Genomic DNA, 20,329 nt, shown 5'->3' with positions numbered 1-20,329 from the left:
TAAAAAAAAATTAACTTTTAGGTTCATCTTCTTTTGACATTAAGAATATTATATACAAAATAACAATGAAACACGAGCAGCATAGCAAGTTAACAAAACCAGATAAAGGTTTTTATGGGAGAAACGAAATTAGCATCCTTGGAAGTAATTGCAATCGTATCCAAACCTTGGCTTCTAGTATTGGCAAGCAACTTCAGGATGAATTTTCTGTAGCTTATGTAGATGCCGACCACGCATCACATACCGATAATGAAAAAGAATCTCCTTCTGTTGCTTTTACTAAAAATTTTATAAATAAGATCACCCATCATCAGTTCAATGTATTTAATACAGTTTCAAAGTTCGAGCAGGATACTTTTTTTAATTCCTCACAGCTTATTTTGGTTAATGGAAACCACGAGAAGGCGAATCATCAAATAGTGATGATAGATAAAAAAAAAGAAGCCTCTCTTATTAAAAGAAAAGAAGCATTAACGAATGTAATTGCTCTTGTAAGAACTGATCACGAAGACAAAGAAATTCCTGAATATATTAAAGAGTTGATCCCAAAATATGCAGAACTGCCTGTTTTCTTACTGACAGATGAAAAAATAATAAGTGGCTTTGTGAAAAAACTTGTAGAAAACCGGATCCCAAAGATTCAAGGATTAATTTTAGGTGGAGGAAAAAGCACACGTATGGGAGTCGATAAAGTTTTTATGAAATATCACGGTGTATCACAACATACCTACCTACAAGAGATATTGTCTCCATTTTGTGAGGATGTGTTTGTATCGTGTAGACCAGATCAGGCATCTTTATTTCCAGATGCGATAACCGATTCTTTTTTAGGTTTAGGAGCTTACGGAGGACTCTTGTCTGCTTTTCAGAAAAACCCTGATTCGGCCTGGTTTTCAATAGCTTGTGATATTCCACTACTAAATAAAGAGACTTTAGAGGCATTAGTAAGTAAGCGTAATCCTTCTAAAGTGGCAACTTGTTTTTATAATTCAGAAACCGATTTTCCCGAGCCTCTCATTACTATCTGGGAACCTCGAGCCTATGCTGTCCTATTACACTATTTATCATTAGGCTACTCTTGTCCTCGAAAAGTGCTTATTAATAGTGATGTTGAAATCGTTAAACTCGAGAATGAAGATGTCTTACTTAATGCTAATACATCTAAAGAACGTGATAAGGTATTAGAATTGCTTTCTAAAACAATTTCATAAATACTATGAAAAATATTACAGCAATTGTGCTTGCGGCAGGTTTGTCTTCTAGGATGAAAAAATTTAAATTAGACTTGCCTTTTAAATCACATACCATTATTGAAGAAGTCTTATGGCAACTATCGGGAACTTCTATTGAAGAAACTATTGTGATAACGGGTCATTATAAAGAGCGAATTGAAAATTTACTAGCTAATAATACTACTGTCAAAATTATTCACAATAAAGACTATGCATTGGGAATGACTACATCGATACAGCGCGGTGTTCAAGAAGCCTCAAAAAACACTAAAGGTTATTTAATTTGCTTAGGAGATCTTCCATTTATTTCTACAGAAGAATACAATCAAATTCTTTTAAAAATTGAATCTGTATATAACGGAGATCCTATCATTGTAAGACCGTTTTTTAATGAAACTCCGGCAAACCCGGTATTTTTTAGTTCGCATTTTAAAGAGGATCTTCTAAATTTAGAATATATGGAAGGAGCTAAATCTTTGATTAGTAAAAACATAGAAAAGTTACATAAAATAACACTGAAAACAGATAACGCAATTAAGGACATCGATACTCCAAAAGATTACAATAACTACAGGAAGCACCAGTGATAGACATCATCTAAACTATCAAATAATAAATTTTAAGGAAAATTGTTTTAGAATTACTAACTTTTTAGTGGTAAAAAATACAGATATGCTTTTTTTTCACTAGATTGTTAGGTATATATATAATTTATAACCTTTTAATTCATTTATTTATATGATACCTTCTAATTTCTCGTATCACAAAGCAACATCTATTAAAGATGCCATTGCTTTGTCTCAAACCCATGGGGAAGAAGCAAAGTATATGTCTGGCGGGCATAGTTTGCTTCCCATGATGAAACTTCGATTCGCTTCTCCAGAACACATTATCGACATCAGTAAAATTGATGGCCTATCTTATATTAAAGAAGAAGGTGATTTCCTGAAATTAGGAGCTCTAACAACACAATCGGAAATGGAATACTCTCCGTTAATCAAACAAAAATATGCGATCTTTTCAGATGCCATTAAGCTAACAGCCGATCCTTCTGTTCGAAATGTCGGTACTATTGGTGGTAATATTGCCCACGGTGATGCTGCAAATGATCAACCTGCGTTAATGTTAGCTATGCGGGCTACAATTATTGCAGAAGGTTTAAATGGCCAAAGATCAATTCCTATTGATGAATTCTTCCACGGGTTTTATATGACCGCTTTAGAGCCTTCAGATATTTTAATCGAAATTCAAGTACCAAAAGCCAAAAACCGAAGTGGTGGCGCCTACCATAAAGTAGAACGAAAAGTAGGTGATTATGCAACAGCAGGAGTTGCTGTGCATGTTGAACTAGATGATAGTGGTATTTGCCAGGAAATAGGTATCGGACTCACCAATGTAAGTGCTGTACCAATGCGCTTAGATAGAGGTGAAGACATATTGAGAGGAAAAAAAATAACTGAAGATTTGATTGTTCAAGTAGGCGCAATAGCAAGCGAAGATTCTGAGCCAACCTCCGATTTAAGAGGCTCTGAAGCCTATAAGAGATCTATAGTAAATACGATCACGCAACGCATGCTTCGCTTAGCACTAGAAAGAGCAAATCACTAAAAAAGTTAAAAACATGAAACATACAATAACTATGACTATAAATGGAGAAAGCGTAACAGCAGAAGTTGATTCGCGCTTACTCCTTGTCCATTTTATAAGAGAAAATTTAGATTTAACAGGAACGCATATCGGTTGTGATACTTCCAACTGCGGTGCTTGTACAATTATGTTGAATGGCCATTCAATTAAATCTTGTACTTATTTGGCGGTCCGAGCAGATGGTGCAGAAATAACTACTATAGAAGGTATCTCACCAGATGGTACAAATCACCCCATGCAACAGGCCTTTCATGATCAACATGGTTTACATTGCGGATTTTGTACTCCAGGAATGGTTATCCGTTCTATAGATTTATTAAAGAACAACCCTAATCCTACTGAAGAAGAAATTCGCTGGGGTATATCAGGAAACCTGTGCAGATGTACAGGATACAATAATATTGTAAAAGCGGTACAACAAGCGGCTAAAGAAATGCAGAAAGAATCTCAATCAGTCTAACCTCTTAAAATAAAAAAATATGTTTAAATGTAAAACATCACCAGAGGTAGGCGGAATGGGTCACTCTGTAAAACGAAAAGAAGATGCACGATTTTTACACGGCAAAGGCACTTATGTTGACGATGTAAAATTACCAGGGCAACTAACAATGGTTATGGTACGTAGCCCATACGCTTATGCTAAGATTAAAAATATTAATAAGGAAAAAGCTCTGGCTATTCCCGGAGTATTGGCTGTAATAACCGGCTATGATTTGGCAGAATACAATTTACATTGGATGCCTACTTTATTATCAGATACCCAAATGGTATTGCCAACAGATACTATAATGCACCAATCACAAGAAGTATGTGCCGTGATTGCAACCGATAGATATATTGCGGTTGATGGAGCAGAAGCTGTTGAAGTTGATTACGAGCCAATGAAAGCACTAGTAGATCCATATAAAGCCTTAGATGAAGGTGCTCCTTTGCTGCGCCCTGACAAAGAAGGTCAAAAAGATAATCAAATCTATCATTGGGAAAAAGGAGATAGAGAGAAAACCGATGAAGTTATTGCAAAAGCAGATGTTGTTGTTAAAGAACGCATCTATTTACCAAGAATACATGTGGCTTCTATTGAAACCTGTGGTTGTGTGGCTTCTTATGATAAAGATACAGAGAAATTAAAAGTCTATTTAACTACTCAAGCACCACATGCAATTAGAACTATTATTGCTTTAGTTGCAGGACACATAGGCTTATCTGAAGAGAAAATCCGAATTATCGCTCCAGATATTGGCGGAGGATTTGGAGGAAAAGTTCCAATGTACCCATCGTATGTAGTGGCAATTGCAGCTAGTTTTTTAATTGGAAAACCTGTAAAATGGATTGAAGACAGATCTGAAAATTTAGTAAATGGTTTTGCACGTGATTATCATATGGATTGCGAATTAGCGGCTACCAAAGATGGAAAAATTCAAGTTTTTAAAGTTTCTACTTTAGCAGATCATGGATATACCGATTCTTCAGCAAACCCTTCAAAATATCCAACAGGCATGTTTTCAATCTGTACAGGCTCGTATGATTACGAGCATGCATTTGCAGAATTAGATGCAGTCTATACAAATAAAGCACCAGGAGGTGTAGCATACAGATGCTCATTTCGTGTAACCGAAGCGGTACATGCCATAGAACGTATGGTAGATAAACTGGCTGCTGAAATTGGTAAAGATCCTGCTCAATTGCGTTTTGAAAACTTTATCAAGAAAGAACAATTTCCTTATGCCTCTCCTTTAGGCTGGAGTTACGATAGTGGCGATTACAAAGCCACGCTTGAAAAGGCGATGGATATGATTGGGTATGATAAGTATAAAAAAGAGCAAGCCGAAAAACGTGCCCAGGGAAAATTGATGGGCATCGGAATTTGCACCTTTACAGAAGTAGTAGGCGCAGGACCATCCAAAGACTTTGATATTTTAGGTATTGCGATGTTCGATAGTGCCGAAATACGAGTACATCCTACCGGAAAAGCATTAGCACGTTTCGGAACCAAGTCGCAAGGCCAGGGACACGAAACGACCTATGCGCAGATACTCGCAGAAGAATTAGGGATCCCCTATACCGATATTGAAGTTGAGGAGGGTGATACCGATACGGCTCCTTACGGATTAGGTACTTATGCAAGTAGAAGTACTCCAACCGCAGGTGCCGCAGCAGCTATGGCAGCACGTAAATTAAAGGCCAAGGGTAAGAAAATCGCAGCCTATCTATTAGAAGTAAGCGAGGAGGATATTGAATGGGAAGTAGGGAAGTATTTTGTTAAAGGTGCTCCTGAAAAATCTAAAACAATTCAAGATGTAGCTTTTGCTGCTTATACGAACTTTCCACCGGGAATGGAACCGGGTTTTGAAGCAACACATTACTATGATCCACCAAATTTAACTTTTCCGAACGGCGCATATATCTGTGTTGTTGAAGTAGAAGAGGAAACTGGTGCTATAGATGTAAAACGTTTTGTGGCCATTGATGATTGTGGAAATATAATTAACCCGATGATTGTAGAAGGTCAGGTCCATGGTGGATTAACTCAAGGAATTGCACCGGCAATGTATGAAGGTATCGTATATGACGATGAAGGAAATGTACTTAATGGTACATTTATGGATTATTTAGTGCCAACAGCGGTAGAATCTCCACATTGGGAAACTGGCCATACTATTACGCCATCACCTCATCACCCATTAGGTGCAAAAGGTGTCGCAGAATCACCAACGGTGGGTGCACCACCAGCAATTGCAAATGCTATTATTGATGCATTGGCACCTCTGGGTATTAAGCATTTGGACATACCAATTACCCCAGCAAAAGTTTGGGAGGCAATTCAAGCTCACAAAAAAAAATAGCTATTAGATTATAAGATTAAAGGCTAAGTAAAAATGTACGTTAAAGGAGTAAAATCGTTTAACGTATATATTAAATGAATCTCCCTTTAAAAGGAAAAAATAAAATTGATTTTTAATGAAAACAAATTTAACAAAATCTTTCGAAGTGCCTCAAAGCACTGAGCTGGTCTGGAGTCACTTAATTGACCCAGAAAAAATAATGGACTGTGTACCTGGTGTTTCCATAGATGAAAAAGTAGATGATAATCATTATAAAGGAAAAGTAGGTATGAAATTTGGTCCTATGGGTGTCGAGTATGATGCAGATATTTTTTATAACGAGATAGATGTCGAAAACAAAAAAATTATCCTGTCAGGTAATGGTGTTGATTCTAAAGGTAAAGGAAATGCTGAAATGAAAATGAGTATAACTATTACTGAGTTGGATGCTGGTGGTGTAAAATTGGATGCTATTATGGATATTACCATCAATGGTAAAATAGCTCAATTTGGGTCTAGACTTGTAGATACGGTTTCCGAGCAATTATTCAAACAATTTGTTTCTAATTTCTCGAAGAAATTAGCAGCCGCAGAAACTGCTGCATCATAAATTAACATCACAAACTGTAATCAAGATACTATGCTGTTTTCTGGCATAGCTATAAAAATTTAAAGCCATTGAATAAGGAAATCAAAGCACTTATAAAAGATTTTTATGAGCATGACTACATCCTAAACGAAGAATTGGCAACTTCCGTTTTTTTACTAAAGAATTTGGAAAAGCCTTTGCTTTTAGAAGGCAACCCCGGAGTAGGTAAAACCATGTTGGCCAAAACTTTAGCTAAACATTTAGGCACTAAGCTTATTCGTTTACAATGCTATGAAGGTTTAGATGTTAGCACTACTATTTACGAGTGGAACTATCAAAAACAATTGCTTCATATAAAACTCTTTGAATCAGAAAAGGATAAGATAGCTTTGGAAAACCAAATTTTCGGAATGGATTATGTGCTTCAAAGACCACTTTTGCAATCGATAAGAGCGGAGAAGCCTGTAGTATTATTGATAGATGAAATAGATCGTGCTGATGAAGAATTTGAAGCTTATTTGTTAGAGCTTTTATCTGACTTTCAAATTAGTATTCCTGAGTTAGGTACAATTAGGGCTACTTCAAAACCTTTAGTCATTTTAACTTCGAATCGAACAAGAGAGCTAAGCGATGCTTTAAGAAGACGCTGTCTGTATCATTGGGTGGATTTCCCCTCAAAAGCTAAAGAGATCGATATTATCACTAAAAAACTCCCTAATATTGATGAGGTACTAGCTACGCAGGTAGTGACATTTATTCACAACCTTCGTAAATCAAGTTTAAATAAACCTCCTGGGATTGCAGAATCCTTAGATTGGGCCAAAACACTGCTTCTTTTGAATGTAGATAACATTACTGATGAAATTGTACACAATACTATTGGTAGTGTACTTAAACACAAAGATGACGTGGAATTTGTGCGAAATAAGAGTGTGCAGGAATTTTTGTACCCAATAGATTAATTTAATGCTAGCAGTAGACAAAACTTTTAAAGAACGCCTTATCGATTTTACTATGTATTGTCGAGAGCGTCAGTTTGTTCTGGGCCCACAAGAAACAAGAGATGCATTTGCCATAGCTGAACGTGGTTATGTACTGGATCGTAAACTATTTCAATACAGCTTAAAAGCTATTTATTGCAAACGCAAAGAGCATTTTGATCGATTTGATGAAATGTTTGATCGTTTTTGGAGTCGCTATTACGAAGAGAAATTAGAAGAACGTAAAAAGAAAATTCAACCAATCAAAAAAGAGCCGGAAACTTCAACGGTAATTTTTTTAGGAGCCAAATTCAATGTTCCAAAAAAGGAAAAGGAAATAGAAGCGAAACAGACCAAAGGCGCAAACGAAAGTATTCGCCTTCGGATGACTGATTTTTCTAAAGTAGATATTGAGGATAAAAAACATCTTGAAGAATTAGCTGAAGAACTCTTTCACCAAATGAGTATGCGTTTTAAACGACGGCTCGAAAATTCAAACAAAGGTAGCGTTGATATCCGTAGAACTATAAGGAACGGTCTAGGTAAAGGAGGCTTACTTTTAGATCTTGCCTACAAGAAAAAACGGAAAGAAAAACGGAAAATCGTGTTTATACTTGATGTCAGTGGCTCTATGGATACTTATAGTTATTACCTGTTACGTTATATTATGGTTTTAAAAAAGTACTTTAAAAGTTTAGAATTTTTTACCTTTAGTACAGACTTAACACATATTACACCGCTTTTACGTGAAAATAGTGAGCAAGAAACAATAAAACATATTGGTAAGAATGTGAATTCCTGGTCTAGTGGAACAAAAATCGGAGAATCACTAACCAAATTTATCTCCGTTTACGGAAACAAATTTTTAAGCCAAAAGCATATTGTAGTCATCCTGAGCGACGGACTCGAAACAGGAAGTGTTACAGTGCTTAAAGAAGCGGTGAGAACTATAAGAAGGAAATGTAAAACATTGGTATGGCTAAATCCTCTGAAAGGCATGAAAGATTACCAACCTATTCAAAAAGGAATGGTAAGTGTAATGCCGCATTTAGATGCGTTTGAGTCAGCACACAATTTAGATAGCCTTCTAAAACTAGAAAAACTATTAATGGATGTTTAACGAATTAGCGATAATAATAGAAGAGCACTTAGCAAAAGGATCAAATTTTGCCATAGCTCAAGTAATAGACCGTATTGCTCCAAGTTCCGGAAAAGTGGGAGATAAAGCCATTATTCTTGAAAACGGAGAACTTATAGGTTGGATAGGTGGTGGATGTGTGAGAGGTATCATTATTAAAGAAGCTATAGATGTTATAAAAAGCAAGCGCTATAAAAGAGTACGCATTTCACCAGAAGGAGGAACCAGAGAAACCGAACATTTTAAAGAATACGTTATGTCCTGTCAAAGTCGTGGTACTGTAGAAGTACTTATAGAACCAGTAGTTGCACAACCAGAATTAATTATTATTGGAAAATCTAATATCGCTCGTAAATTGGCTGTTGTTGCTAGCGCTGCCGATTTTAGAGTGAAAGTTATGGCGGCAGATTGTGATACATTTATGTTTCCTACAGCAAATGAAATAATAAACGAAGTTAATTTTGAAAGCATAAAACAGCTCTCTAATGTTTATGTTATTGTAGCTACACAAGGAGAAGATGATGAGCTTTCCGCAAAAAAAGCTTTAGAAACAAATAGCAGATATGTAGGCTTTGTAGCGAGTGCAAAAAAAGCGGATGATATTAAAATGTACTTAAGCAAAAATGGTATTAGTGAGGAAAGGGTTGCACAATTACATAGCCCGGTAGGACTAGATATAAATGCCAAACTTGCCAGTGAAGTCGCTATCAGCATTTTGGCACAGATAATAGATGATTTTAGGAGCGGAAATGCTTCCGAAGGATTTGATAAGACAGTTATTACTAAAGAAGAAACAGCGCCTTCGTCAAATTCTGAAGCTGATAAATTTTCAGAAGACTATTATATCAATCCCGTGTGTGGTGTACCTATCTCGAAGAAAAATCCAAAATATATTGTAGATTATAAGGGTGAAAAAGTGTATTTCTGTTGTGATGGATGTAAAGTTAGTTTCGATAAGAACCCTGAGAAGTATATGCTTAAAGAATAATCTTTTGTACATAGTTTTTCAACATCTTTCTTTAAACCTTCTAATTGTCTTTTTTCCTATTTATTTCTTTTTTATATAACAAGAGATAAATTAAAACTGAATAGTATAATTTACTTTAGTTCATACATTACTCACAAAATTAATTTGATATATAAATATAACTTTTTAATGGGCAATAATATCTTGAGCTAACACATATCCTCGTGCTTTTTCTTAAGAAACTTTCTCAGTTTTAGAAGTGCACTGGACGTTTTCAACAACTAAGAATATGGCTTTTTCTACCGGGATCAATATTTTCGTTATATTCACTCAAATACAACAAAATCATCCAAGAATACCCTAATTATTACCTACAAACCCTATGGCTTTAAGTGTGACAAGCATACTTCTTTTATGTATCCTTTTTTTTGTAATAGCATCGGTGTATTCTTCGGTAGGTTTTGGAGGCGGCTCCAGTTATCTGGCGATTCTAGCATTGGTTGCAGTTTCCTTTTACACCATGAGATCCCTGGCATTAGTTTGCAATATTATAGTGGTAGGCGGCAGTACTTATTGGTTTATTAAAAAAGGGCATTTCAAAATCTCGTCATTTTTACCGTTTATAATTACAAGTGTGCCAATGGCATTTATCGGGGCTTCCTTTAAATTGAGTGAGCGGGCATTTTTTGTTTTGCTAGGACTTGTTTTAATAACTGCCGCTGTCTTTCTCGTATGGCAGACAAAACGTCTTTCAAAATTTAATATTGAAACCACGACCGCCTATCCTCCTAGCTTTAATTACATACTCGGGGCAATTATTGGCCTCATTTCGGGACTTGTGGGGATAGGTGGTGGTATTTTTTTAGCTCCTATCCTACATCATTTAAAATGGGGAACATCTGTTAAAATTGCTGCTCTGGCTAGTTTTTTTATTCTGGCAAACTCAATGTCGGGTTTAAGTGGACTTGTGCTTGCTGGGACATTTGATACTCCTATTTGGGCAGCGCTACTCTTAGGCCTATCTGTATTTATAGGTGGACAATTAGGGGTTCGAATGAGTTTGAAAAACCTTTCGCCTCAGCGTTTAAAACAATTAACTGCCCTATTAGTATTTATTGTAGGATTTAGGGTTCTTCTGGTGAATGGCTTAGCTTTATTGTAGCATTGTAAAACTTCTATAGCACCCTACTTAGTAACCAAAGTGTTTTCATATTCTAACTTTTCAATAGTCTTAAAACAACTTCTCCTGAAGAACCCAAATAGTAGGTGATATGTAGGTGAGTAGCTTGCTGCATAAGGGTGTTATTAGTCTATCTTCTTTTTTCAGGGCTTCAGGTTTTAATGGTATTGAGATCAATTTAAACTCTCAAATAAAATTCAATGGAAATGAAGGAAAAGATATCCTTGGATTCTCCCCAAACAAAAAACTTTCCCGTAGTCTTGTGAAATGATGGCATCCTTCTAATAGTCGGGTGAGCCTATTACAATGGAGGATCAATAATAGCCAAACACGAATTTAATGATCGAGTATTTCATTTATGTATAACTTTCATAACGAGAATCTATATAACAAAACAATGTTGGTTTGATTATTTGGGTCATCAAGTAAGTATTTGTGATTTATTATTAGGTTGGTGTAAAAATATTATTAAAGGCGTAGAAATTTCACCTAAATTTCAACCACTATCATTTGCCTATTTCCGATTATCCCCAAAACCTACGTTAATTTTTAATATTTTTTCATTTGGACAGCTTGTTATTTTTATAGTCTAGAGATTCTTTTGAAAAATAGTTATAACCTAATGTGAGCAATAATACAAAAACAGCTCCCGAAACACCCACAGCAATGCTTTCTAATACATCCAAGCTAAAGGAGCTGCGTATAAAAATAGTAGCCAGAACGAATGCCGAGTATCTAAAAATAACATTATAAGCGGTAGAATATCTTAGTGCAATGAGTACTATTAAAATATCACAAAAAATAAGTATGGTATAAAATGATTCAAATGATTGACTATAAGTACCTGTTTTTATAAAATGAACTGTATCTGATATGCCAATAATAAAGAAACTTAACAGAAGAATTAGCGCCAATAATTTTTTTACAGCAATAAATGAAAGTTGCTCAGCCTTGTTAACGGTTATTTTTGTGTGTTTTTGGAACGAATATGTAATATTTGTAAGGGCATAAATAACTAAACCTCCTGCTCCATAGGCAAACATATGTATTACAGGTTCTGAGTTAATTGACCAGTCTGAAAGATTGTCTATGTGGCTAAATTCTTTAAATCCAGACCTTAAAAAAATTAGAGAAAGGACCTCATATTGTTTGCTGTTTGATCTGGCTACAGAACGAGGTAATGAGAATATTAAACTGAACAACTCAAATATCAACAATAATGTAAATGATATTTCAATAGCAAAAAAGGGATGAGTGAAAAAATCATTAGCAGGCAATAACCAACCGACTTGTATACTTGCATAATAAAAAATTCCCAGAATAAAGCTTAGTACAAGAATGTTACTAACCCAGCGTTCAGCCCAGCTAGAAATCCAAACAGATGTTACCTTATCGTATAATTTTACTATTTGCTTAAGTAGTTGCCCCACAGTAGTAGTTTTGATTTCTAATATTTTTTTTATTTATATAATTTCCGCCTCTTTCAATCTAATGAAAGTCTTTTAAACTGAAAAAGGTAAAAGGCTTCTAAAGATTGGATGCAGCCAGAAGTTAGAAGTTTTTTCTATGTCACTTTTATGAATTTATATAGTGATTACTAAACATACTTAGAATAAACTTTACCATTCTACATACTAATATTTTTACACAGGTTTATCTGTAACATTTGTTACATAATTTAAAGATTTGAATTTTTAGATTTGTTGGTTTATCTCTAAATATTAATAAATCATCATTTTCATTTGTTCTAAATATTAAAAGAAATTTTGAAATAATATTTTTTTAAATGGATAATTATCAATCACTAGCAAAATCTATCGTCTATATATTTAGCTCTCTTTTAGCATTAACTATTATCACTTTCTCTGGTCTTTATTTATATAATTCAGATCCATACCTATTTATTGAAAAAAAAATAAGTGCTGAAGATTGGGAGCCTAAAGATATTGAAGCAGAGCTTGATTTTGGGTTTATGGATCCTCAGGTGAAGTATGGATACCAACTTATTGCAGAGTCTCCTAAGTATATGGGACCTCAAGCTAAAGATCCCGCTATGCATTATGCCGGTAATAATTTGGCGTGTATGAATTGTCATTTAAAAGCGGGAACTCAAGCCGGTTCTGCATCTTGGGTAGGAGTGACAGAAAGATTTCCTCAATTTAGCGGCCGCTCCAATAGTATAGGTACTATAGAAGGAAGAATAAACGGTTGTATGGAGCGAAGTATGAATGGGAAAAAGCTTCCTATAGATTCCAAAGAAATGAAAGCTATAGTAGCTTATATGGAATGGTTAGGAGAGGGACTGCCCCCGGAACGGGAAAAAGAATTTAAAGGTTATGCCAAAATAGAACTTCCAGATATAGCGGTAGATCTAGATAAAGGAAAATCATTATTTTCTAAAGAATGTGCAGTTTGTCATGGAGAAAATGGGCAGGGAGTGAAATTAGCTGATTCTACCAAAGGGTACCAATACCCTCCACTTTGGGGTCAAGACAGTTATAATACTGGTGCAGGAATGCACCGGGTAATCACCTCTGCTGAATTTATAAAAGGAAATATGCCATTTGGCGAGGCCACTTGGGATAACCCCAAATTAACCGATGAAGAAGCCTATCATTTGGCAGGGTATATAAACAGTTTTGATAGACCGGTAAAAAACAATACCCAAAGTGATTATCCCGATAAAAAATTAAAACCGGTTTCAACTCCATATGGCCCTTGGGAGGATTCATTTTCTGCTAGCCAACACAAGTATGGCCCTTTTCCTCCGATTATTAAATATTATGAAGAGCAATACCAAATCACTAAAACTAAATAATGAATTTTAACAGCTTACGTTATTTATTTTTACTATTTCCATTTCTCAGTCTCGCTCAAGAATCAGATAAACCAACTGCCAAGGGAAAATTATCCGGACAATGGAGAAGCTATTATATGAATACTTTTAATAAAGGGGATCTTAAGGACTTTACCGCTTTGGCCACTGGAGGCCATATTAAATATGAACTCACACTCAAAGAAAAAATAAGCTTTGGAGGAGCGGTATATAATTCCAATAATTTAAATATCCAAGATCTTAGCATTCCTGATATGGCAACTGGAAAATTGAGTCGGTATGAGGAAGGTTTGTTTGATCGAATAAATTTAGATAACAAATATATTTTTATTTTGGGTGAGCTATATGCTAATTACAAAACTGCCCAGCACGAATTTACTTTAGGTAGAATGAAAATTAAATCTCCTTTAGTAAATCCACAAGACGGTCGTATGATCCCAACCTTGGCTCAAGGTCTTTGGTATGCTTATAGCAGCCCCAAAAAAAACAAAATACAAGCAGGGATATTTAATCAAATTGCACCAAGATCCACAGGAGAGTTTTATTCTATCGGGGAGAGTATAGGAACTTATGGAGAAGGAAGAAATATTGATGGATCTCCAAGTTTGTATGGAGGAAATACAGATTCAGATTATTTAGCTATCATCAATGCCAATTTTAATCTTACTCAAAACACCTCTGTAGAGTTATGGAATTATTATACGGATAATGTATCTAATACCCTGTATTTAAAACCTAAATATCAAGTTTCAAAAAGTTTCAATATTGAAGCGGAATGGTTGCATCAAAACAAAATAAATAATGGCGGAAATGCAATTGATTCCTTAAGTTATTTTCAGAGTAATTCTTCAGATAATATCGGGATTAAAGCAGCTTATGATTGGAGCAACTCTTCTCTTTCATTATCATATAACCGAATCACCAAAAAAGGTCAGTTTGTTTTTCCAAGGGAATGGGGTAGGGAATTTCTTTTCAGTTTTCAAAAAAGAGAGCGAAGTGAAGGGACTGGGGATAATCACGCACTGGTACTTTACTATACTAATACATTAGCATTTGGAAAAGAAAAATTTAATTTAAAAACAATTTTTAGTGCTGGGCATCAATGGAAACCCTCTGTTTCAGACCCTACTCTTAATAAGTATGCCGTTCCAGATTACACACACATAAATCTAGATTTGTTTTTCGATATCAAAAAATGGAAGAATTTAAAACCTGAACTTTTATTCGTAGGTAAATTTGCTAGTGGGGATTTTCCAGATAATCCTAATTTCTATTTGAATAAAACAGATTTATTTCATGTGGATTTAATTTTGAACTATAATTTCTAAAAAGGCTTAGGTCATTCCTAAGCCTTCTGTTATCTGAAATTATTGTAAACTCTAAAAAACCTCTTTATTATTAATCACTAAGAGTTTTTTTTTGATTTTCAAATTCCTCTTTGGTTATTTCACCTTTTGCATACCTTTCTTTTAATATATTCATAGGGCTTTCATGTCTTTTTTCAACCGGCCTGTTTTTGTTTTTTCCGGTATAAAAGAATACCACTAAAGAAACAAGGCCTAAACCTATTATCCACCACCATATCATCATCATAATTATTAATGTTTATGATTTTCTGAATTAGATTTTTTTTCTTTCATCTTGGACATCATTTTTTCCTTCATTTCAGGATTGTTCATCATTTTTTCCATCATCTCTGGATTTTCTTTCATTTTTTGCATCATCCTTTCTTTCATTTCTTTTTGCATCTCCTGGTTTTCATGCATTTTGTCCATGAGCATTTTTCTGCTTTCAGGAGTTTTCAACATTTTTTCAATCATCATGGATTGCATTTTTTCTTTCATCTCAGGGTTTTCCTCCATCATTTTTTGCATATGAGATTTCATTTTCTCCTTCATCTCGGGATTATTTTCCATCATCCCTTTCATTTTTCCCGATTCCATCATTTGCATATGGCCATGCATCATTATCTTTTTTGCTTCCTTATCTTGCTGTGCTAGGTCTATAAATTCTCTGAATTGATCTGGATTTGAAATTATTTCCTGATATACAGCCGCTCGATTGTTTGGAAGTTCCATAGTCTCGGAGGCGTTAAAAGTTGATTTACAACTAACAACTGTACCAATTATACCAATAACCATTAGTGTTTTTAAAATTGTTCTCATTTTATTATGTATTTAGTTTAAAAATTAGTCTAACGACCTTTTCGGTTTTTGAACCTTCTGAAAAAGTCTCCCTTATAAATAATATTTTCTCTATTGTTATTCTATTTTAAAATTTCTCATCATTCCCATATCTTCGTGTTCAAGATTATGGCAGTGGTAAACGAAAAGACCTTTGAAATTTGAAAAGCGCATTATTATTTTGATTTTCATTCCCGGCATTAAAAGCACTGTATCCTGCCAGCCTTCATCAATAAAGCCATCCTTGATAGAATTCCAAACCATGACATCCATTTCTGAGGTATCATATTCCAAAATATTAAATTGTACCTGATGTATATGAATTGGGTGTGGCATCTGCATCATATTCCCCATACCGCCACCTTCATTTCCTCGTCCCATCATCCCGCCGTCACCCATCATACCGCCACCACCCATCATTTTACCTCCTTTATTGGAAAGCTGCCATATTTCGGTGGTATCTAATTTTACTGTTTCTTCTTTAGCTACTTCAGTAGGCTCCCAAGTTCTACCATTGATTGTCCATTGCATTCCTTGCATAAAAAAATTAAATTCCCTGGGGTTATTTCGGTTAACTGCGGTGGTTGGATTCAATTTATTATAAGGCACAAGGTTTTCAGGAAGTAGAAAATCGTTCGACCCACTTTCGTTCAGTTTAATTTTAAAAAGACTGTATTCAGACCCCAAAGGCAAACCAGTATTGCTTCCACCCATCATTCCGCCATTCATCATTCCTCCCATCATCCCGCTTTCAAATTCCAGGCTCTTTAATTCAATTTCATCACCTTGCTTTTTATTTTTTAAATCCAGCCATATATCTATTCTTTTTGCGGGAGCCAGCATTACATAAGGCATTACTTTGGGTTGTTCCAAAATACTGCCATCAATTCCAATTACTTTAAGCGGTTCCCCATTATCCCAGGCAAGTTTATAAATTCGCGAATTCGAGCCATTAAGGAACCTAAGCCTATAATTGCATCCTGCTTTTAGAGATAATTCTTGCTCTGGTCTGCCGTTTATAAAGATTTTATCACCTAAAAACCCCATCATCCTGTCCATTCTTCCACCATCAAGATAAACCAGTTGATTATTATCATCTAAAGTGCGATCCTGAATTACCACCGGAAAATCAAATTCTCCAGTGGGGAGGTTTAAATTTTCCTCTTCCTTATCTGAAACTAGTAGCAAACCTGCAAGACCATTATAAACCTGCTCACCAGTGTTACCATGCGGATGGGGATGAAACCAATAAGTTCCGGCACGGTTCATTACTTCGTATTCGTACACATAAGTTTGGCCATTAGATATAATGTCTGTTGGGTGGCCGTCGTACTGCTCCGGTACATGCATTCCATGCCAATGCACAATACTTTCTTGTGGCAGTTCATTTTGAAAGCGTATTCGTATTTTTTGGCCTTTGTTCACTTTAATTATGGGACCCAGATAACTATCAGGAATTTGCTGAAGACTGCTGGAGTCTCCTAGTATCAATTCACTTTTAAAAGTCCAGCACATTGTTTTTCTTCCTTCAAGTATAGAAATTTCCTGTTCTACCGCAGTCAGTTTAATATCTAGGTCGGGTTTAAAATCGGAATTCAGTCGTAATGGATCACTATTTTTATTTTCATTGGCACAGGACTGAAATAATGGCCAAGCGATAAGTATAGATGCGCCAGCACATCCAAGTTTTATGAAATTTCTTCTATCATGCTTTTGGATACTCATATCTTATTGGTGTTTACAATTTCATTCTCTGCTGATCAATTTCTGATAAAATTTGTTTAAGTGTTTCTGTAGTGTTTTTAGCTAGTTCGCCTAATTCATCTGTATTTGATGAAGCCCAAGTAACAGTAGTATCCTCAATAGAAACTTCAATGTTCCCCTGATCTACTTCTTTTACTGTTATGTTGCAGGGTAAAAAAACTCCGCTTTGAAGATCGGCAGCTAGTGCTTTGGCTGCGGTTCCAGAATTACATACGGATAGAATGACATGTGGTGGCATATCCTCTATATCCTCTTTTAAATATTCATCCAGAGCTAATTCCAAAAGGACATTAAAATCCCTTTTGGTCAATGCTTCTTTTATATTTTTTAGAATTTCAGAAAAAGTCTGGGAACCGTACCGCTGACTAATACAATAGGTAGTTCTACGACTTTCTGTATAATTCTGATTACTGATTTCTTTTTTGGCAGGATTTTCTCTTTTCATTTTCTACAATTGAGAGTTTAAACTTGGTTTACCACTTTTTCTAATTTATATCCAATCTCCTTGGCGATGTTGTCTAAATCTTTATTTTTTACCGCTTGCATGGAGGCCATTGGATTTACTGCTGCGACTTCGATTTTTCCATTTTCCAATTCTTGGACAATCACATTGCAAGGCAACATTGTGCCTATCTTATCTTCCGCTTTTAAAGCTTTATACGCATAAGGAGCGTTGCAAGCGCCCAAAATTCGATATTTTTTAAAATTGATATCTAATTTCTTCTTCAAGGTTGCTGAAATATCTATTTCCGTTAATATCCCAAAGTCTTCCTTCTCCAATTCATGTGTAACTTTTTTAATTACTTCTTCAAATTCTCCAGTTACCGTTTTAGCAAAATAATATTCCATGATCTTCTTTCTTTTTGATTATTGCCTTTAAATATAAGGCTATTTGAATAGACATTCGGTAACCATTGTTACACAAGCTCCATGAATAATCTTTATGTAACAATGGTTACATGGAGTAGAGGTAAAATCATATATATTTGAAAACTTTTATGTTCGAAAAACAATATATAGCGATAGTTCTGTTGATGGTTTTTTCAGGAAAACTGGTCACGGTAGATTCTGATATAATCGGTTTAATGCTTAAAACTGATCAGGTAGTCCTGCTTAATCCTTTCTGTGAAAAGAAAGATAATAATTTGAAGGAAACGGTCCACAATATTGAAAACTCCTCTCCAATTCAAATCTTGAAACTGGCCAGGATCTGTTCAAATAATTATCATTTTATTGTGGGAAAAGAAATTCCTGAAACCCAGGACCTGGATTTTAGGAAATATGTATATATAAGGCCATTGGTTATAAGTATACATCCCGGAAAATTATATCCGCCTCCAAAATATTCAATAGTATAATTCTTGATAAAAGGTTTGGAAATATCTGATTTTTCCGGACAAATTTATTCACATTAACTATTGAATCTTATGAAAACAACCATTTCAGTTTCCTATAGATCGGTTCAGCTGTTTCGTATTTTATTGAGCGGCATATTTTTGGTGGCGAGTTTTAATCATATTCTAAACCTCGAAAAGACTATATACCGAATTGACCAAGCCAGGTTCAAAGGAATTGCCTATTTTTTTGGCAATCCCGAGTATTTGATAATCATCTCTGGAGTTTTAATGATGATTGCAGGATTTTTGCTTTTAGTTGGTTATAAAACCAAATGGGCGGCAATGGCGCTAGCGGCGGTTTTAGTTCCAATAACCTTGACCGTGCAGGCTGGACAAATACATACTTTAGGCCCTCTTTTTAAGAATATGGCAATTTTAGGGGGATTGCTATTTTTTATCTTAAACGACATTCAAACATTTCAAAAACAATAACTTTGAAATGAGCATAACGAAAATAAAATACAAATACCGATAAACATATGCGAATTGCATATGACCATTTAAAAACAATAATTATATACATATGAAAAAGCTAATTTTAGGTTTAACTATCCTAGCACTAACATTTACCAATTCTCTAAATGCACAAACTACTAAACAAGCACAGCATTCACATAATTATGTAGTGCTTACAAAAAAGATCCCTCAACTTCAGCCTATTATTTTAACAGCAGAGGCTCTAGCGGAAGAAGATGGAGAAAGTTTTGGCGATTTTCAAGCGATCATTTGCGGAAAAACTGTTGAAAGCCTTATAGATAAGGAAATGATGAAGAGCTTTATAGCAAAAGCAAAAAAAGCCCACGTAAAAATTGTAGTTTGTGGTTTATCTTTGAAAAAATTCAAAGTTAGTAAAGAAGATTTACCGCATGAGTTAGAAGTTGTGGACAATGGCTTGTTACATAATTTTCAACTTCAGAAAAGAGGATATTTAAGTATTGAGCTTTAATAACAGATAACTAATTTGTAATCCCCCTGTGTATTAATAAATCAGAGGGGATTGCGAATAGTTAAAATTTTCGTACTTTAAATTTACCTAAAGTGTAAAAAAATTTCATAAATTCGCTGCTTTATCAAACAATTGCATTGAAGCTATTTAGAAATATACTGTTCTTTGCAGCAGCCTTCATTATGATAGGCCACGACATCGTGCCTCATATTGATGCTGAAGACGTTTCCACTGCTTCTGAAATAGGTTCTCAACAAATAGCTCAAGAACATCTAGAGCTTGGCCATATTTTTGAGCACTTTCAGCATTCTTTGAATGAAAGAAGTTTAAAGTATGTAACGGGCACCATTAAAAAGCTAGATGTAAAAATTAAAATTTTTCAAAACTCGCCTTTAAATGTTCACATTGACAATCAAGAAATTTGGTTCGCGAATTTTGAAAAGCAACGTTTTCGGGATTATCCTATAATTCCATATTTTTCGGCATTACCTTCCCATACCCTTCGGGGGCCACCTTCTTGTTAATTTCTGAAAGTGTTATATACACTCAAGCATTTTTGAGCTTGATGCTGCTTATATCACGATTTAGTTATGCAATATTCTTTTGTCATAGCTACCATTAATTATCTTTAGTTTAAAAACCATAGTC

At 34.9% G+C, this 20,329-nt stretch carries 22 protein-coding genes; 16 read left to right on the top strand and 6 right to left on the bottom strand.

The genetic code is table 11. From position 1 onward, the window contains the following. Window positions 1–65 precede the first annotated feature (65 nt). From JM83_RS10405 to JM83_RS10360, 10 genes are all read left to right on the top strand, one after another. Window positions 66–1,211, top strand: coding sequence for an NTP transferase domain-containing protein (locus tag JM83_RS10405; protein ID WP_144961858.1), 1,146 nt, complete (start codon window positions 66–68; stop codon window positions 1,209–1,211). Window positions 1,212–1,216: 5 nt separating this feature from the next. Then, complete coding sequence (locus JM83_RS10400; protein ID WP_144961856.1) at window positions 1,217–1,819, top strand: NTP transferase domain-containing protein; 603 nt, start codon at window positions 1,217–1,219, stop codon at window positions 1,817–1,819. Between the two features lie 151 nt (window positions 1,820–1,970). Further along, window positions 1,971–2,840, top strand: a complete 870-nt coding sequence (locus JM83_RS10395; RefSeq protein ID WP_144961854.1) for an FAD binding domain-containing protein — start codon at window positions 1,971–1,973, stop codon at window positions 2,838–2,840. A 13-nt stretch (window positions 2,841–2,853) separates the two neighbouring features. Continuing rightward, the gene (locus tag JM83_RS10390; protein WP_144961852.1) at window positions 2,854–3,339 is read left to right on the top strand and encodes a (2Fe-2S)-binding protein; all 486 of its coding nucleotides are present in this window, start codon (window positions 2,854–2,856) and stop codon (window positions 3,337–3,339) included. A 19-nt stretch (window positions 3,340–3,358) separates the two neighbouring features. Beyond that, a complete protein-coding gene (locus JM83_RS10385; RefSeq protein ID WP_144961850.1) occupies window positions 3,359–5,722 on the top strand; it encodes an aerobic carbon-monoxide dehydrogenase large subunit in 2,364 nt (787 codons plus the stop codon). 115 nt (window positions 5,723–5,837) lie between these two features. Further along, entirely contained in the window at window positions 5,838–6,311 is a 474-nt protein-coding gene (locus JM83_RS10380; RefSeq protein WP_144961848.1) for an SRPBCC family protein, read from the top strand. Window positions 6,312–6,379: 68 nt separating this feature from the next. Next, window positions 6,380–7,252, top strand: coding sequence for an AAA family ATPase (locus tag JM83_RS10375; RefSeq protein WP_144961845.1), 873 nt, complete (start codon window positions 6,380–6,382; stop codon window positions 7,250–7,252). Between the two features lie 4 nt (window positions 7,253–7,256). Next, window positions 7,257–8,390 carry a vWA domain-containing protein gene (locus JM83_RS10370; RefSeq protein WP_144961843.1) on the top strand — a complete coding sequence of 378 codons (1,134 nt, stop codon included), beginning with the start codon at window positions 7,257–7,259 and terminating at the stop codon, window positions 8,388–8,390. Continuing rightward, entirely contained in the window at window positions 8,383–9,396 is a 1,014-nt protein-coding gene (locus tag JM83_RS10365) for an XdhC family protein (RefSeq protein WP_144961841.1), read from the top strand. Before JM83_RS10370 ends, JM83_RS10365 begins: the two co-directional genes overlap by 8 nt. A 361-nt stretch (window positions 9,397–9,757) precedes the next feature. Beyond that, on the top strand, window positions 9,758–10,537 hold the full coding sequence (locus tag JM83_RS10360; RefSeq protein WP_144961839.1) for a sulfite exporter TauE/SafE family protein: 780 nt from the start codon (window positions 9,758–9,760) through the stop codon (window positions 10,535–10,537). Window positions 10,538–11,115: 578 nt separating this feature from the next. On the opposite strand, the gene JM83_RS10355 is transcribed toward JM83_RS10360, so the two are convergent. Next, on the bottom strand, window positions 11,116–11,985 hold the full coding sequence (locus JM83_RS10355) for a hypothetical protein (RefSeq protein WP_144961837.1): 870 nt from the start codon (window positions 11,983–11,985) through the stop codon (window positions 11,116–11,118). 356 nt (window positions 11,986–12,341) lie between these two features. On the opposite strand from JM83_RS10355, the gene JM83_RS10350 reads away from it, so the two are divergent. Beyond that, the gene (locus tag JM83_RS10350; protein WP_144961835.1) at window positions 12,342–13,373 is read left to right on the top strand and encodes a c-type cytochrome; all 1,032 of its coding nucleotides are present in this window, start codon (window positions 12,342–12,344) and stop codon (window positions 13,371–13,373) included. After that, window positions 13,373–14,719 (top strand): OprD family outer membrane porin, encoded by a 1,347-nt coding sequence (locus JM83_RS10345; RefSeq protein WP_144961833.1) that lies wholly within the window; start codon window positions 13,373–13,375, stop codon window positions 14,717–14,719. The genes JM83_RS10350 and JM83_RS10345 overlap by 1 nt, the downstream gene beginning before the upstream one ends. A gap of 70 nt (window positions 14,720–14,789) precedes the next feature. Here JM83_RS10345 and JM83_RS10340 read toward each other — a convergent pair whose 3' ends face one another. The 5 genes from JM83_RS10340 to JM83_RS10320 all read right to left on the bottom strand — a co-directional run bounded on the left by JM83_RS10340 (window position 14,790) and on the right by JM83_RS10320 (window position 18,187). Continuing rightward, window positions 14,790–14,984: an SHOCT domain-containing protein gene (locus JM83_RS10340; protein ID WP_261376433.1), complete on the bottom strand. Its 195-nt coding sequence runs from the start codon at window positions 14,982–14,984 to the stop codon at window positions 14,790–14,792. A 5-nt stretch (window positions 14,985–14,989) separates the two neighbouring features. Then, a complete protein-coding gene (locus tag JM83_RS10335; protein WP_144961831.1) occupies window positions 14,990–15,556 on the bottom strand; it encodes a DUF4175 domain-containing protein in 567 nt (188 codons plus the stop codon). 96 nt (window positions 15,557–15,652) lie between these two features. Beyond that, window positions 15,653–17,299, bottom strand: coding sequence for a multicopper oxidase family protein (locus JM83_RS10330; RefSeq protein WP_144961829.1), 1,647 nt, complete (start codon window positions 17,297–17,299; stop codon window positions 15,653–15,655). A gap of 13 nt (window positions 17,300–17,312) precedes the next feature. Continuing rightward, a complete protein-coding gene (locus tag JM83_RS10325; protein WP_144961826.1) occupies window positions 17,313–17,783 on the bottom strand; it encodes a DUF302 domain-containing protein in 471 nt (156 codons plus the stop codon). Window positions 17,784–17,800: 17 nt separating this feature from the next. Next, the gene (locus tag JM83_RS10320) at window positions 17,801–18,187 is read right to left on the bottom strand and encodes a DUF302 domain-containing protein (RefSeq protein WP_144961824.1); all 387 of its coding nucleotides are present in this window, start codon (window positions 18,185–18,187) and stop codon (window positions 17,801–17,803) included. Between the two features lie 137 nt (window positions 18,188–18,324). Between JM83_RS10320 and JM83_RS10315 the strand changes: the two genes are divergently transcribed. The 4 genes from JM83_RS10315 to JM83_RS10300 all read left to right on the top strand — a co-directional run bounded on the left by JM83_RS10315 (window position 18,325) and on the right by JM83_RS10300 (window position 20,205). After that, window positions 18,325–18,696, top strand: a complete 372-nt coding sequence (locus JM83_RS10315) for a hypothetical protein (protein ID WP_144961822.1) — start codon at window positions 18,325–18,327, stop codon at window positions 18,694–18,696. 69 nt (window positions 18,697–18,765) lie between these two features. Continuing rightward, window positions 18,766–19,167: a DoxX family protein gene (locus JM83_RS10310; protein ID WP_144961820.1), complete on the top strand. Its 402-nt coding sequence runs from the start codon at window positions 18,766–18,768 to the stop codon at window positions 19,165–19,167. A gap of 91 nt (window positions 19,168–19,258) precedes the next feature. Beyond that, window positions 19,259–19,681, top strand: a complete 423-nt coding sequence (locus JM83_RS10305) for a DsrE family protein (RefSeq protein ID WP_144961818.1) — start codon at window positions 19,259–19,261, stop codon at window positions 19,679–19,681. Between the two features lie 137 nt (window positions 19,682–19,818). Beyond that, window positions 19,819–20,205 carry a hypothetical protein gene (locus JM83_RS10300; protein ID WP_231556166.1) on the top strand — a complete coding sequence of 129 codons (387 nt, stop codon included), beginning with the start codon at window positions 19,819–19,821 and terminating at the stop codon, window positions 20,203–20,205. Window positions 20,206–20,329: the final 124 nt, after the last annotated feature.

Source organism: Gillisia sp. Hel_I_86, assembly GCF_007827275.1.
In the GTDB taxonomy this organism is placed as follows: domain Bacteria; phylum Bacteroidota; class Bacteroidia; order Flavobacteriales; family Flavobacteriaceae; genus Gillisia.
The sequence above is the reverse complement of the archived record's forward strand: the minus strand, read 5'-3'. Positions and strand labels throughout refer to the sequence as shown.